The following is a 15,226-nucleotide window of genomic DNA, read 5'->3' as shown; positions in this document are numbered from 1 at the left end:
GAGTACCAGAAGATCGTGCTCACCGAATCGATCTCCCCGTTCGGGACGCAGGACACCCGGCTCTTCCTCAACGGCGACCTGCAGTTCTCCTCGGTGGACGAATACCGCTACCACGAGGCCATGGTCCATCCGGCGCTCGCTGGGGCCTCTCGAGTTAGCTTCTGTGTTTGCTCTCTGCGGGAAGGGGCGTAAGCCTCCGAGGGCCTCGTAAGACTCGGCGCCGCCGCTGGTTGCGTTCGGTTCCGGGGTATATGGGGACTTCTCAGGGCCTTGCTGAACTCGGCGCCGCCGTGGGCGCGTGCGGGGCCGGCGGGTCTACATGTTCGGAGTGATCTTCTCGATCAGCGGGCGGACCTGGTCGAAGGGGATATCCGGGATGGAGTAGACCTTTTTGCCGGCGGCGGTGGCGGCCGAGAGGGTCGCCAGACCGGCTCGGCGCTGCCAGAAGGTCTGCCGGACGGTCCAGCCGATGATGCCGGGGGCTTCCAGGCAGGAGCGTTCCCGGTCCAGGGAGCCGGAGCGGACGACCAGCCAGGTGGGCGCCGCGCCCGCGGCGGGCACGACGGCGTGACCGAGCCCGCGGTAGCGGTCTTCGGCCAGCAGAACGCACAGCGGGGTCAGGGCGGCCGGGAGCAGCCACCACCACCCGGCGACAGATCCGCCCGTTACGGTCACGATCACCAGCACCAGCGCGACGAGCAGCACCGGCCAGCCCGCCCGGATATGGCGGCGCCGCCGGGCCGCGGGCCCGTGTGCGGTGAGCCGAACCCGGGCGGGCGTAGAAAGCGGCGCCGATGCGGCGGGCTCGGGATCGGGCTGCTCCCGGCGCGGGCGGAGCAGTTCGGCCAGGGTGTGTTCGACGGCGGACCGTGGTGCCTGCGGCAGGACCTTCTCCCGCGGATTCTCCCCGGTCATGATCGCTTCGAGTTGCGCGGCGCCCGCGAGGCGCAGCAACAGGGGTTCGATGATCGTGGCACCGCGTAAGCGAGCCGTATCGAGCGTGATCTGGCGCAGCGTGAACAGGCCCCGCCGGATCTGCAGGGTGCTGCCGTAATCGGTGACGCGTAAACCGAAATACGTGATCAGGTAGTGCGCGCAAGCCGCGGCACTGACGATGACCACCAAGGCGGCCAGAATCAGGACCCCGGCGATCACCAGCACCGCCGGACCGATATCACGCACGGTATCCACCGTCTCCCGGTTCACCTCGATCTCGGCGGGACCGAGACCGAACTGGGAGGCGGCGCCGAGGGCGGATGCGGCGAGGGCGAATCCGGTCAGCGACAGGGGAGCGTAGCGCACCCACTGTGCCCGCCAGTGCCCGATTTCGCGGCCGGGCCCGGGCTCCCGGTCGGTCTTCGGCTCGAATTCGTGGCCGGCGGTGAACCCGGTCTCGGTGCCGGTGGCAATTCGGGGTCCGCGGTCCGCCGTGGGACCGAGGTCGGGCGCGCCGGAACCTTCCTGGGCCGCCCCGGTTTCCTTCCGGAGTGCGCTGGTAGCGGCGCTGTCGGCGGAGACATGGGGTGCCCGGGTGTGGGCCAGGAGCTCGGTACGCAGTGGCCGCACCCGGTCGGCGGCCAGGGCGTCGAGGGAGAATTTGTCGTCCGATTCGGCTTCCTGGCCGGTACCGATGACTACCGTGGCCAGTCCCAGGATCCGGTGCAGGGGGTCGGCTTCGATATCCACCGAACGGATCCGGGCGCGCGGAACCGACAGCCGTTTCCGCTGGATCACACCGGTGCGCAATTCGATATGGGTGGGACCCATACGGTAGGTCGTGGTGAACCAGAGCGCGAGACCGTACGGGATCACCACGATCGGAGCGAGCAGGCCCCACAGCGGATTCCCGGAGCTGAAGCCGACGATCACGGCGCCGATCACCGCCGGTAGGAACTTCACGACCGCCTGGATCGGATGCACCAGCAGCATCCGGCGGTCGAGCCGCTGCCACGGCGCTTCGACAGGGGGAGCGGGCGGTTCGCTCATGTCGCGTCCCCGCGGTGCCGCGCGGCGATCTCGGTCAACCGGGCCACCGTCTCATCGGCCAGTGACCGTTCGAGCAAACCGATCCGGACAGCGCCCGCCGAGGAAGCCGTGGTCACGGTGATCGTCGACAGTCCGAGCAGCCGCTCGAGCGGGCCGCGTTCGGTATCCACGGTCTGCACCCGGGAAATCGGCGCGACCCGGCTCTCCAGCGACAGCCAGCCCACCCGGCTGTACACCGCATCGTCGGTCACCTGCCAGCGGTGCACGGAATAACGCCAGCGGGGCACTACGATCGTCGCCAGCACGGCCACGGGAACCACGACCACCGCCGCGGCCACTTGCCAGGGCCGGCGATCGGGATCGGCGACCGCCCACGCCACCAGCGCGATGACGACGACGAGCCAGGTCAGGGCGATCTCCAGCGTCCACAGCGTTTTGGCGCGCGGGCTGGGCCGCCATGCGGGATCGAGCAGTGGATCGGGTGCGCGTGGCGGGCTGTCCGGCGACATGACTTCATGGTCGCACGGTTGTCCGGTGCGCTCGGAGTAACGGACGGGCGGCCAACGCCCGGCGGCCATCTGACCACGCACAATGACCTGCACGGAATAGCCCGTGATACACCGCGGTTGTGAACGCTCGACGACCTGGGAGGAGACAGTTCCGGATGTGTGCCGCATGATCGAGGGCGTGACCGACCTAGCCGAACCGACCGTCCCGACCCCCGAACCCACCCCGGCCGCGATGCGACGGGCGTTGCGCCGGGCGCGTGACGGGGTGACGCTGAACGCCGACGAGGCCACGGTGCTGCTGCACGCGCGCGGCGACGATCTGGCCGATCTGTGCCGTAGCGCCGCCCGGGTGCGTGACGCCGGACTGGCTTCGGCCGGCCGGCCCGCCACGATCACCTATTCGCGCAATGTGTTCATTCCGCTCACCCACCTGTGCCGGGACACCTGCCACTACTGCACCTTCGTCACCGTGCCGGGCAAATTGCGCGCGCAGGGCCGCGGGATGTTCCTCGAACCCGACGAGGTGCTGGAGATCGCCCGCCGCGGCGCCGAACTGGGTTGTAAGGAAGCCTTGTTCACCCTCGGCGACCGGCCCGAGGCGCGCTGGCCGGAGGCCGCGCAATGGCTGGACGAGCGCGGTTACGACTCCACCCTGGACTACCTGCGCGCGGTCTCCATCCTGGTGCTCGAGGAAACCGGTCTGCTGCCGCATCTGAACCCCGGCGTGATGTCGTGGGAGGAGATCTCCCGGCTCAAACCGGTCGCCCAGTCGATGGGGATGATGCTGGAAACCACCGCGACCCGGTTGTTCACCGAGAAGGGCAACTGCCATTACGGCAGCCCCGACAAGGATCCCGCGGTGCGGTTGCGCGCCATCACCGATGCCGGCCGCCTCTCCGTTCCCTACACCACCGGAATCCTGGTGGGTATCGGGGAGAACATGGCCGAACGGGCCGATACGATCCTGGCGATCCGCAAACAGCACAAGGCGTTCGGGCATATCCAGGAAGTGATCGTGCAGAACTTCCGCGCCAAGGACGACACCGCCATGCGGAACGCCCCGGATGCCGATATGTCCGAGTTCCTGGCCACCATCGCGGTGACCCGGCTGCTGCTCGGCCCGGATGTCGCGGTGCAGGCGCCCCCGAACCTGGTGTCCGCCGAGGAATGCCGCGCGCTGCTCGACGCCGGTATCGACGACTGGGGCGGCGTCTCGCCGGTGACCCCCGACCACGTCAACCCCGAGCGACCGTGGCCCAACCTCGACACTCTCGCCGAGCTCACCTCGAGCGCCGGTTTCGAGCTGGTGGAACGCACCTCGGCGCATCCGAAATACGTGCGCGCCGGTAATCCGTGGATCGATCCGCGGATCGGCGCGCATGTCGCCGCGCTCAGCGATCCGCAGACCGGGCTGGCGAATCCGGACGCGCTACCGGTGGGCCTGCCGTGGCAGGAACCGGACGAATCGTGGGAGTCCGCGGGCCGGACCGATCTGAACACCGCCATCGACACCGCCGGCCGCAATACCGATACCCGCAGCGATATCGATAACGCCTTCGGCGACTGGGAAACCATCCGCGAACAGGTCCGCGATCTCGCCGCGGCACCGCAGCGGCTGGACGCGGATGTGCTGGCCGCCCTGCGCGCCGCCGAGCAGGATCCGGCCGGGCTCACCGACGCCCAGTACCTGGCGCTGGCCACCGCCGACGGCCCGGACTTGGACGCCGTCGCCGGGCTGGCCGATCAGCTGCGCCGCGAGGTCTGCGGCGACGATGTCACCTACGTGGTGAACCGGAACATCAACTTCACCAATATCTGCTACACCGGCTGCCGCTTCTGTGCGTTCGCGCAGCGCAAGGGCGATGCCGACGCCTTCACCCTCAGCACCGACGAGGTCGCCGACCGCGCCTGGGAGGCGTATGTGGACGGCGCCACCGAGGTCTGCATGCAGGGCGGTATCGACCCCGACCTGCCTGTCACCGGTTACGCGGATCTGGTACGCGCGGTGAAGGCCCGGGTGCCCTCGATGCACGTCCACGCCTTCAGCCCGATGGAAATCGTCAACGGCGCCTCGCGCGGCGGGGAAAGTGTCCGCGACTGGCTGACCGCCCTGCGCGAAGCCGGCCTGGGCACCATTCCCGGTACCGCGGCGGAAATCCTCGACGACGAGGTGCGCTGGGTGCTCACCAAGGGCAAACTGCCGGCCTCCGCGTGGATCGATGTCATCACCACCGCGCACCAGGTGGGGATCCGCTCGAGCTCGACCATGATGTACGGGCACGTCGACAATCCCAGCCACTGGGTCGGGCATCTGCGGGTACTACGCGGCATCCAGGACGAAACCGGTGGCTTCACCGAGTTCGTGCTGCTGCCGTTCGTGCACCAGAGCGCCCCGCTCTACCTCGCGGGAGCCTCCCGCCCCGGCCCCACCAACCGCGACAACCGCGCCGCGCACGCCCTGGCACGCATCATGCTGCACGGCCGCATCGACAACATCCAGACCAGCTGGGTGAAACTCGGCACCACCGGCACCCAGGTGATGCTGCGCAGCGGTGCCAACGACCTCGGCGGCACCCTGATGGAGGAAACGATCTCCCGGATGGCCGGGTCCCAGCACGGCTCGGCGAAAACAGTCGCCGAACTCACCGAAATCGCCGAAGGCATCGGCCGCCCCGTCCGCGAACGCACCACCACCTACGGAACCCCCCCGACCCGCGGCCCGGTCCCGGGCCTCGAACTCGTGTGAGGAACCAACAGTACAGGCCAACATGCGCGGCACCCCCTGTGCGGCGCGCCTCGAGCAACCTTTCCGGTACCGCTCACTCCGCCCGGGCGGGGCCCGCCCGGTTGTGGAGCGACGGAGCGGGGGAGCGAAGCGGAGGAGCGGAGGAGTGAAGAACCGGGCTACCCGGGGCCCCGCCCTCGAGGCGCGGAGCGCCTCCAAAAATACAGCCCCGCCCTTTGCGGGGGGTCTATCCCCGAAGCACTGTTACGGAGAGTTTGCCCCGACGCGAAGTTCGACCAACCGCGCCGCAGAATATTAGGACAGGCTCACCGGGGGTAGCGTTCGGTGCACCAGGGATACTTGTGCGCGGGCGCAGTTACCCGGAGAAGAAGGAAGAGTAGGAGAGCGGGAGTGACCTACATCATCGCCGAACCGTGCGTTGACGTGAAGGACAAGGCGTGCATCGAAGAATGCCCCGTGGATTGCATCTACGAGGGTGGTCGCATGCTGTACATCCATCCCGACGAATGCGTCGACTGTGGTGCGTGTGAACCCGTCTGCCCGGTGGAGGCGATCTTCTACGAGGACGACACGCCCGATCAGTGGAGCGGCTACGTCAACGCCAACGTCGATTTCTTCGACGAACTGGGTTCGCCCGGCGGCGCCACCAAACTGGGCAAGGTCGAATTCGATCCGCCGTTCATCAAGGAACTGCCGCCGATGGCCGACGAGTAGAACGATCGGTAGATGAGCACTGAGTTAACCCACCGTCCCCGGGTGAGCGCGGCCCTGCCGGACTTTCCCTGGGACACCATCGCGGGTGTGAAGGCGAAGGCCGCGGCGCATCCCGGCGGGCTGGTCGATCTGTCGGTGGGGACACCGGTGGATCCGGTGGACCCGCTGATCCGGGCCGCGCTGTCTGCGGTGGCCGAGGTTCCGGGCTATCCGACCACGCACGGCACGCCCGAACTGCGTGCGGCGGCGGTGGCGGCGCTGGCCCGGCGTTTCGGTATCACCGGCGTGGCGGAATCGGCCGTGCTGCCGGTGATCGGTACCAAGGAGCTGATCGCCGGATTGCCGCGGCTGCTCGGCCTGGGTTCCGCGGATCTGGTGGTGATCCCGGAGATCGCCTATCCGACCTACGAGGTCGGCGGCCTGCTCGCCGGAACCCGGATCTTGCGGGCCGACGGCCTCACCCGCCTGGGTCCGGAGAAACCGGCGCTCATCTACCTCAACTCCCCGTCCAACCCGACCGGCAAGGTGCTCGGGGTCGAGCATCTGCGCAAGGTGGTGTCCTTCGCCCGCGAACGCGGCGCGATCGTCGCCTCCGACGAGTGCTACCTGGGCTTGTCCTGGGATGAACCGGCCGTGTCGATCCTGGATCCGCGGGTATGCGACGGCGACCACACCGGTCTGCTGGCGGTGCATTCGCTGTCGAAGACCTCGAATCTGGCCAGCTACCGGGCCGGTTTCGTCACCGGCGACCCGGACCTGGTGGCCGAACTGCTGGAGGTGCGCAAACACTCCGGCATGATGGTGCCGTTCCCGATCCAGGCCGCGATGGCGGCGGCCCTGGCCGACGACGAACACGAGGCCGCCCAGCGGGAGCGCTACCGGGCGCGCCGCGAGATCCTGCGGTCCGCCCTGCTCGGCGCGGGTTTCCGGATCGACAATTCCGAAGCCGGCCTGTACCTGTGGTCCACCCGCGACGAACCCTGCCACGACACCCTGAACTGGCTCGCCGACCGCGGCATCCTCGCGGCCCCCGGCGATTTCTACGGCCCCGCCGGCGGCCGCCACGTCCGCATAGCCCTCACCGCCACCGACGAACGAATCACCGCCGCCGCCGAACGCCTCTGACCCACGTCGCCTGACCACCGCACGTGCCCGGTGGCACCCAGGTCAGCGCGGCCCTCAGCAATCCGGCCAACCCCGGAACCGGACGCGCCCACGGCGGTGCCGAGTTCAGCGAGGCCCTTGGAGGTTTTGGCCCGTCCCAGCTGTAAGCGCGCGATGCGATTCGGCGCCGCCCCGAGTGTCGAGTGCTGACAGCAGGGACTCAGTGGGGCCAAAACCCGCGTCGCCGCAGGCGACGCCGAAGATACAGCGCTAGCCTTGGGTATGGACGCTGTCACAGTTGTCCCGACCCCCGTGAACGAACCGGTGCACACCTACGCGCCGGGCAGCCCCGAGCGAGGAAGGTTGCTCGGCAGGCTGGCCGATATCTCGGGCACGACCCTCGATATTCCGCTGGTTATCGACGGTAAGCACCGTCCCGGGATCGGCGAGCGCCACGAGATCGTCGCACCGCATCGGCACCGGCAGGTGCTCGGGACCTACACCAACACCACGCATGACGAAGCCGCCGCGGCGATCGAGGCGGCCACGGCGGCCGCCCCGGCCTGGCGTTCGCTACCGTTCGACGAACGCGCCGCGGTGCTGTTACGGGCCGCTGATCTGCTGTCCGGTCCGTGGCGGGAAACCCTGGCCGCGGCGACCATGCTGGGGCAGTCGAAATCGGCGGCGCAGGCCGAAATCGACGCGCCGTGCGAATTGGTCGATTTCTGGCGGTTCAATGTGTCGTTCGCCCGCGGCATTCTGGCTCAGCAGCCGCAGTCGAGTCCGGGGGTGTGGAATCGGCTGGACTACCGGCCGCTCGAGGGTTTCGTGTATGCGATCACCCCGTTCAATTTCTCGGCCATTGCCGGGAATCTGCCCACCGCGCCGGCTCTCATGGGCAATACCGTGGTGTGGAAGCCGTCGCCCACCCAGACCTTGGCGGCGTATTACACGATGAGACTGCTGGAGGCGGCGGGTCTGCCGCCCGGCGTGATCAATATGGTCACCGGCGACGGGAAAGAACTTTCCGAAGTGGCGTTGACCGACCCACGGCTGGGCGGTATCCATTTCACCGGCTCGGCGCCCACATTCCAGTATCTGTGGAGCCAGGTGGGTGCGAACCTCGGCCGGTATCGGGGATATCCGCGGCTGGTGGGGGAAACCGGCGGCAAGGATTTCATCGTCGCCCATCCTTCCGCCGATCCGGCGGCCCTGTGCACCGCGCTGGTCCGGGGTGCCTACGAATATCAGGGCCAGAAATGCTCCGCGGCGTCGCGTGCCTATCTGCCCCGGTCGCTGTGGCGTGAGATGGGCGATGATTTTCTGGGGATCGCCGAATCGCTGAGCTATGGCGATATCTCGGATCTGTCGAATTTCGGGGGTGCCCTGATCGATCGGCGCGCCTACGACAAGAGCGTGCGCGCGATCGAACGGGCGCGTTCCGCCGGTGTGCCCATCCCCGTGGGCGGCACATATGACGACAGCGAGGGCTGGTTCGTCCGTCCCACTGTGCTGATGGCCGACGATCCGCGCGACGAATCGTTTTCCACCGAATATTTCGGGCCGATTCTCTCGGTGCATCTCTACGACGACAGCGCCCCCGGCGCCTGGGATTCGATTCTCGCGGAAGTGGAATCGGCGGCCCCGTACGCCTTGACCGGCGCCGTATTCGCCCAGGACCGGCACGCTGTGGAACACGCGTCGGAGCAGTTGCGGTTCGCGGCCGGGAACTTCTACATCAACGACAAACCCACGGGCGCCGTGGTGGGTCAGCAGCCCTTCGGCGGCGCTCGCGCCTCGGGTACCGACGACAAGGCCGGTTCCCCGCTGAACCTGTTGCGCTGGGTCGCCCCGCGGGCCCTGAAGGAAACCTTCGTGCCGCACACCGATCACCGCTACCCGCATATGGAGGCGGAATGAACGGCCGGCGGCCGGCCACCCGGTGTGAGCGGGGGAACCGGTGAATCCGCTGCGTCCGGCGATTCTCGCGGCCGCGGGATCCGACCGGGTGAAACAGATACTGACCACCAGTCCGGTGACAGCGTCCATGGTCGGCCGTTTCGTCCCGGGGGAGACCAGGACCGAGTTGGTCGCCGCCGCTCGGGAGTTGCTGGCGAGCGGGCGGGCGGTGAGCGTCGATTTCCTCGGGGAGTACACCACCGACCGGGGCCGGGCCGATGCCGCGGTGGCCGAATACCTGGCCTTGATCAATGATCTGACCGCGTTGGACACCGGCGCGGTCCCGGCCGGTGCGGCACCGTTGGAGGTTTCGGTGAAATTGTCCGCCCTGGGCCAGTGGCTCGGTGCGGACGGCCCGGCGATCGCCGCGGAGAACCTCCGGGTGCTGTGCACCAAGGCCGCCGAGGCCGGGGTATGGGTCACCGTGGACGCCGAGGACCATACGACCACCGCCGCGACCCTGGCCGCGATCCGGCAGGTGCGACCGGATTACCCGTGGCTGGGCACGGTGGTTCAGGCCTACCTGTTCCGCAGCGAGGACGATTGCCGGGGCCTGGCGAGCGCGGGCGCGCGGGTGCGCCTGTGCAAAGGCGCCTACAAGGAACCGGATACGGTGGCCCATCAGCGTCGCGCCGAGGTGGACAGCGCCTATCTGCGCTGCCTGCGGATCCTGATGCACGGGGCGGCCCGGCCGCTGGTGGCCTCCCACGATCCGGCGCTGATCGCGGCGGCAGCCGAACTCGCCGCGCGGACGGGCCGCGGTCCGGGCGAGTTCGAGTACCAGATGTTGTACGGCATCCGCGCCGACGAACAATCGAGGCTGGCCGGTCAGGGCGATTTCGTCCGCGTCTACGTGCCGTACGGCACGCAGTGGTACGGCTATCTGATGCGCCGGCTGGCCGAACGCCCGGCCAACCTCGCCTTTTTCGCTCGCGCCCTGGCCGGCCGGTGAGTACTAGACCAGCGGTTTACCCTTGCGCATGCGGCGGCGCATATCCCACAGGTAATAGTTCATCGGGAATTGGCGCAGGAACCGGGGCTGCAGTTTCAGGCCGAACCCGATGACCTTCATCGTCCGGTCGAACCAGCGCTGATTGCCCTCGGTCCAGTCCATATACATTTTTTCGCGGATCTGCGGGGGCAGGCAGCCGGAGACCACGAAGCGGTGGAATTTCGCCGACATCCAGCGCACCGGCAGCGGCAGCATCTTCAGGTCGATGAGGTCGTTGAAGTACGCGCGGGTGGTGTCGTCGATTTCCAGGTTGTTCAGATTGTCTTCCCAGAATTCCCAGAACGCCGCCCGGTTCGGCGGCCACATCTCCGGCCGCACCTGCAAGGTGGTACCGAGCCGGATGCTGTGCGCGTAGAAGGTATCGGCGGTGGCCTCGTCCATCGGACCCTGCACTTTTTCCAGCAGGTCGACGAATCCGAAGTAGAGGCAGGCCGCGACCCACAGCTGCAGTTTCGGGTCGAAGGCGTTGTATTTGACCGGGCTGGTGGGTTTGGTACGGATATGGCGGTGGGAGGTGTTGACGGCCAGCCGGTAGGCGTTGCGTTCCTCCTCCGTACCCAGCATGGCGACCGAGAGATAGGTGAGGGTGGTGCGGAGCCGTTTGAACGGATGCTCCATCACATTGCCGCTCTTGACGTCGCTCTCCATGACGCCGTAGGCGACCGGACGCAAACCCAGCTGCATGATCACATTCGCGGTGCCGCCGAGGAAGGCGGTGATTCCGACGATATGGTCTTCGACATCGAAATCGGGTGCGTACAGAGGGCGGGGTTCGGGCTCGCTCTGGGGCGCAGGCCAGGGAGCGGTCATCGGTGACCTCTTTCGTATGAGAAGATTATATGATAACCATCTCATTCACTCGATGTCGCGTCAACCATCGCGGTAATTGTGCAATGCTTGATCTGTCATTGCATCACTGAGCGCGGGAGGCTGCCGAGATGGGTGCGCTGGCTCAACTGTTGCCGCTGGTGCGGTCGCCGCGCCGGGACCGGGACCAATCGGTGCTGGCCGCCGCGTTGCAGGCATTTCTCGATTTCGGCATCAAACGCACCAGCATGGTGGAGGTCGCCCGGCGCGGCGGGCTCTCGCTGGCCACGCTGTACCGCCGGTTCTCCAGTAAATCCGACCTCATCCAGGCTGTCGGATTGCAGCAGACCCGCGAGTTCATCGAGGGCGTCGATGCCGCGGTACAGCGGCAGATCGATCGCGACGCCGGCGCCGAGGACCAGATCGTGGAGCTGTTCGTGGCCTTCCTGGACGGGCTGCGCAGTAATGAACTGCTCTACCGGCTGCTCGACACCGAACCCGAGATCGTGCTTCCCTACCTCACCACCAAAGGTGCTCCGGTGATCGAACTCGGTCGCGATTATCTCGCCGAATTCGTCACCCGGCTGCAGGACGAGGGCAAACTGCCCGAGTACGACCCGCTCCCGGTGGCCGAGATGGTCGCGCGAACCGCGTTGTCGCTGGCGCTGACACCGCAGACGGTGATCCCGCTCGGCGACGAACTCGCCGTACGCACATACGCCCGCGATCATGTCGCGGTCTCGTTCCGGGTGCCGGTGGCAGGGCTCTGATCGCATCGGCCGGTCAGACCAGCTTCATCCCCAGCTTGCGCCGGACCCGGAAATCGAACAGATAGGCGTTGATCGGAAAACAGCGCAATACTGTGGGCAGGACCGCCGCGGCGCGGCCGAGGGTACGCAGCAGCCGGGCGAACCGGCGTTCGTCCCGGGCCGACCACCGCATCCCCATCTCGTCACGCAGATGTTGTGGAAGCAGCCCCGCGGTGACCCAGCGGTTGAACCGGGCGCCCGCCCATTGGACCGGCCGCGGGAACATCTTCAGGTCGACGATCTCGTCGAGCATCGCGCGGACCGGCGGGTCGATCTTCGTCCGGGCCAGGTTCTCGGCCCAGTAGCGGTCGAACGCGTCCTCGTCGGCCGGCCACAGCTCGGGCGGTACCTGCAGGGTGGTGCCCAGTCGTGCGGAATTGCGGTAGATCGCCTTCTGCACGTCCGGGTCGATCCTGCCGTGCATGCGTTCGCGCAGGTCGCGGGCGCCCCAGTATAGGCAGGCCGCCACCCACAACTGCAGATTCCGGTCGAAGGCGTTGTAGCGCACCGGGCTCTGCGGCGTCGACCGGACCTGCCGATGCGAGGTATCGACCGCCCGGCGGTAGGCGACCCGTTCCGGCTCCGTACCCAGCAGCGCCACCGCCAGGTAGGTCAGCGTGGTCCGGGTGCGTTTGACCGGATGCAGGGTGAGTTTGCCGCTGTCGACCGGGCTTTCCAGTACCCCGTACCCGACGCCGGGGGCGGCCAGCTGCATGATCACATTCGCGGCGGCGCCGAGTACGGCGGCGCCGTCGATGTACTGCCGGAAGTCGAATTCCTGCTCGTCGGCGGGGGTGGTATCCGGGCGGCTGGTGCCGGCGCCGGATCGGGAGGTGGGCTCTTCGGCAGGAGAGCTGGTCATAGCGGGCACCGTTCCGGGACGTGCGAAGGTTGTACGTTCACCCTCTCGCCGTGTCACAAATGTGTCAAGCGTCACCGAAGGGTAGCTGGACTACTGTCTCGCTCACCGGAATCCCGCTCGGTCGGATCCGGCGGGGCGGGGCCCGGTAGGTCTGTGGTTTCCGGTCCGGCGCCGGGCAGTAGGTTGGGGCCTATGTCCGTAGCCCCGCGTCTGCTCCGATCACTGGACCCTCAGGCCGTCGCCGCGGGAGCCGATATTCCCGATGCCGTCACCATCGACGGTGTCACCCTCTCGCGCAGCGATCTGCTGGGTGCGGCCACCTCGGTGGCGGAACGGATCGCCCGCGCGGAAAGGGTCGCGGTGCTGGCCCGGCCCACGGCCTCGACCGTGCTCGCGGTGATCGGCTGCCTGATCGCCGGCGTGACCGTGGTCCCGGTCCCGCCCGACTCCGGACCCGCCGAACTCGACCATATGCTCACCGATTCCGGCGCCCAGGCCTGGCTGGGCGAGGCCCCGGCGGGCACGGCGCTGCCCGTCGTCCCGGTCCGGCAGCATGCCCGCTCGTGGCACACCTACCCCGAACCGGATTCCGCCGCACCGGCTTTCGTGCTCTACACCTCCGGTACCACCGGCCCGCCGAAGGGTGTGGTGCTGAGCCGCGGCGCGATCGCCGCGGGGCTGGACGCGCTCGCCGAGGCGTGGGCGTGGACCGCGGCCGATGTGCTGGTGCACGGGCTACCGCTGTTCCATGTGCACGGACTGATCCTGGGCCTGCTCGGACCGCTGCGGATCGGCAGCCCGCTCGTGCACACCGGGAAACCGACCCCGGCGAACTATGCCGCCGCCGCGGGCACCATGTACTTCGGCGTGCCGACCGTCTGGACCCGGATCACCGAGGACCCCGACGCCGCGAAACAGCTGAGCGCGGCCCGGTTGCTGATCTCCGGCAGCGCCCCCCTGCCCGCGCCGGTATTCGAGCGGCTCGCCGAGCTCACCGGTCAGCAGCCGATCGAACGCTACGGGATGAGCGAAACCATGATCACCCTGTCCGCCCGCGCCGACGGGGAACGCCGGCCCGGCTGGGTCGGGGTCCCGGTACGCGGTGTCGAGACCAGGCTGCGCGACGAAACCGGGCAACCGGTACCGCACGACGGGACCAGTATCGGCGGTTTGCAGGTCCGTGGCCCGATGCTGTTCGAGGGATACTTCGGCCGCCCGGACGCCACCGCAGAGTGCTGGACCGGCGACGGCTGGTTCCGCACCGGCGATGTCGCGGCGATAGACGCGGACGGGTTCCACCGGATCGTCGGCCGCGAATCGGTGGATCTCATCAAATCCGGCGGATACCGGATCGGCGCCGGCGAAGTGGAGACGTGCCTGCTGGGCCATCACGCGGTCGCCGAAGTCGCGGTGGTGGGTCTGCCCGACGCCGATCTGGGCCAGCGCATCGTCGCCTTCGTGATCCCGCGCGATCCCGCCCCCACCGAACAGGAGCTGATCGACCATGTCGCCGGACAGCTCTCGGTGCACAAACGCCCCCGCGAGATCCGCTTCGTCCGGTCCCTCCCACGCAACGCCCTGGGCAAGGTCCAGAAGAAACAGCTGAGCACCGCCGAATCCACCGACGCGTAAAGCGATGCGGCGTTCCCCGCTATTGACCTCAACTGAACTCGAGGTCCTACCGTCGGCGGCATGACCGCGACGCTCACCCCCGAACAGATCGGCTACCTCTCCGGACAACGACTGGGCCGGCTGGCCACCGTCGATGCCACCGGCGCCCCGCAGAACAATCCCGTCGGTTTCCGCTACAACCCCGACCTCGGCACCATCGATATCGCCGGCTGGAATATGGGGCGCTCTCGCAAATTCCGGAACCTGGCGAAGAACGATCGGGTCGCGTTCGTCGTCGACGATATCGCCTCCGTCCAGCCGTGGCGGGTGCGCTGCCTGGAGATCCGCGGCACCGCCGAGGCACTGACCGAGGTCCCCACCTACATCGGAACGGAACCCAGCGAACTCATCCGCGTCCACCCCGAGCGGGTAATCGCCTTCGGCCTCTGATCCCGGCGACGCGGAATCCGGACGCGCCTCGATGGATCGCCGCACACCGACGACATACATGCCGGCGGAGTCCGACGAGACAACCATTGTGCCGGTAACCCCGGGACCGGACCCAACCACCGCGGCGTCGATGTCGACGAGGCCCTAGAAGTTCAGACGACCCTGATCCCGGATACAACCACGGCGGCGCCGGATTCACCGAGACCCTCGAATGTTCACATACCCCCAAACCGGACGCGCCCACGGGGTGTCGAGTCCCACGGGCTCTGAAAGTTTCACATAACCCCGGAACCGAACGCGCCCGGCGGCGGTGCCGAGTCATACGAGGCCCTGAGTGGTTCACATAATCCCGAAACCCGAACGCAACCACGGCGGCGCCGAGCCATACGAGGCCCTGAGTGGTCCACATAATCCCGAAACCCGAACGCAACCACGGCGGCGCCGAGCCATACGAGGCCCTGAGTGGTCCACACAACCCGGAAACCTGACGCGACCACGGCGGCGCCGAGTCTTACGAGGCCCTTGGAGGGTTGGGCCCCGGGGCGGGGGGTAGAGGAGGGGAGAGGGGGGGGGGGGCGGGGGGGGGGGGGGGGGGGGGGGGGGGGCGGGCGGGGGGGCCGCCCCCCCCGCCCCCGCCGGCGCGGCCCGAGCTTGTGG

The 15,226-nt window shown here is 68.1% G+C and carries 13 protein-coding genes; 9 read left to right on the top strand and 4 right to left on the bottom strand.

From position 1 onward, the window contains the following. On the top strand, positions 1 to 192 hold a 192-nt coding region (locus QH276_RS12590), incomplete at its 5' end, for a hypothetical protein (protein WP_280406738.1). Positions 193 to 315: 123 nt separating this feature from the next. Here the strand turns inward: QH276_RS12590 and QH276_RS12585 are convergent. Both QH276_RS12585 and QH276_RS12580 read right to left on the bottom strand, forming a co-directional pair. Next, positions 316 to 1,986, bottom strand: a complete 1,671-nt coding sequence (locus QH276_RS12585; RefSeq protein WP_280397762.1) for a PH domain-containing protein — start codon at positions 1,984 to 1,986, stop codon at positions 316 to 318. Then, positions 1,983 to 2,495, bottom strand: coding sequence for a PH domain-containing protein (locus QH276_RS12580; RefSeq protein ID WP_280397761.1), 513 nt, complete (start codon positions 2,493 to 2,495; stop codon positions 1,983 to 1,985). The genes QH276_RS12585 and QH276_RS12580 overlap by 4 nt, the downstream gene beginning before the upstream one ends. 166 nt (positions 2,496 to 2,661) lie before the next feature. On the opposite strand from QH276_RS12580, the gene QH276_RS12575 reads away from it, so the two are divergent. The 5 genes from QH276_RS12575 (at position 2,662) to QH276_RS12555 (ending at position 9,970) form a co-directional block, all read left to right on the top strand. Beyond that, on the top strand, positions 2,662 to 5,241 hold the full coding sequence (locus QH276_RS12575; RefSeq protein WP_280397760.1) for a bifunctional FO biosynthesis protein CofGH: 2,580 nt from the start codon (positions 2,662 to 2,664) through the stop codon (positions 5,239 to 5,241). Between the two features lie 390 nt (positions 5,242 to 5,631). After that, positions 5,632 to 5,955: a ferredoxin gene (fdxA, locus tag QH276_RS12570; RefSeq protein WP_280397759.1), complete on the top strand. Its 324-nt coding sequence runs from the start codon at positions 5,632 to 5,634 to the stop codon at positions 5,953 to 5,955. Between the two features lie 12 nt (positions 5,956 to 5,967). Continuing rightward, positions 5,968 to 7,080, top strand: coding sequence for a succinyldiaminopimelate transaminase (dapC, locus tag QH276_RS12565; protein WP_280397758.1), 1,113 nt, complete (start codon positions 5,968 to 5,970; stop codon positions 7,078 to 7,080). A 261-nt stretch (positions 7,081 to 7,341) separates the two neighbouring features. Beyond that, a complete protein-coding gene (pruA, locus tag QH276_RS12560) occupies positions 7,342 to 8,979 on the top strand; it encodes an L-glutamate gamma-semialdehyde dehydrogenase (RefSeq protein WP_280396959.1) in 1,638 nt (545 codons plus the stop codon). A 40-nt stretch (positions 8,980 to 9,019) separates the two neighbouring features. Continuing rightward, positions 9,020 to 9,970 carry a proline dehydrogenase family protein gene (locus QH276_RS12555; RefSeq protein WP_280396958.1) on the top strand — a complete coding sequence of 317 codons (951 nt, stop codon included), beginning with the start codon at positions 9,020 to 9,022 and terminating at the stop codon, positions 9,968 to 9,970. A 3-nt stretch (positions 9,971 to 9,973) separates the two neighbouring features. Here QH276_RS12555 and QH276_RS12550 read toward each other — a convergent pair whose 3' ends face one another. Further along, on the bottom strand, positions 9,974 to 10,840 hold the full coding sequence (locus QH276_RS12550; RefSeq protein WP_280396957.1) for an oxygenase MpaB family protein: 867 nt from the start codon (positions 10,838 to 10,840) through the stop codon (positions 9,974 to 9,976). Between the two features lie 128 nt (positions 10,841 to 10,968). Between QH276_RS12550 and QH276_RS12545 the strand changes: the two genes are divergently transcribed. Further along, positions 10,969 to 11,607, top strand: a complete 639-nt coding sequence (locus QH276_RS12545) for a TetR/AcrR family transcriptional regulator (RefSeq protein WP_280396956.1) — start codon at positions 10,969 to 10,971, stop codon at positions 11,605 to 11,607. A gap of 13 nt (positions 11,608 to 11,620) precedes the next feature. Here QH276_RS12545 and QH276_RS12540 read toward each other — a convergent pair whose 3' ends face one another. Next, complete coding sequence (locus tag QH276_RS12540) at positions 11,621 to 12,508, bottom strand: oxygenase MpaB family protein (RefSeq protein WP_280396955.1); 888 nt, start codon at positions 12,506 to 12,508, stop codon at positions 11,621 to 11,623. Positions 12,509 to 12,700: 192 nt separating this feature from the next. On the opposite strand from QH276_RS12540, the gene QH276_RS12535 reads away from it, so the two are divergent. Continuing rightward, positions 12,701 to 14,140, top strand: a complete 1,440-nt coding sequence (locus QH276_RS12535; protein ID WP_280396954.1) for an acyl-CoA synthetase — start codon at positions 12,701 to 12,703, stop codon at positions 14,138 to 14,140. A 60-nt stretch (positions 14,141 to 14,200) separates the two neighbouring features. Continuing rightward, positions 14,201 to 14,569, top strand: a complete 369-nt coding sequence (locus QH276_RS12530) for a PPOX class F420-dependent oxidoreductase (protein WP_280396953.1) — start codon at positions 14,201 to 14,203, stop codon at positions 14,567 to 14,569. The last annotated feature ends 657 nt before the right edge of the window (positions 14,570 to 15,226 follow it).

The sequence above is a fragment of the Nocardia carnea genome (genome assembly GCF_029869215.1).
Lineage (GTDB): Bacteria > Actinomycetota > Actinomycetes > Mycobacteriales > Mycobacteriaceae > Nocardia > Nocardia carnea_B.
The sequence above is the reverse complement of the archived record's forward strand: the minus strand, read 5'-3'. Positions and strand labels throughout refer to the sequence as shown.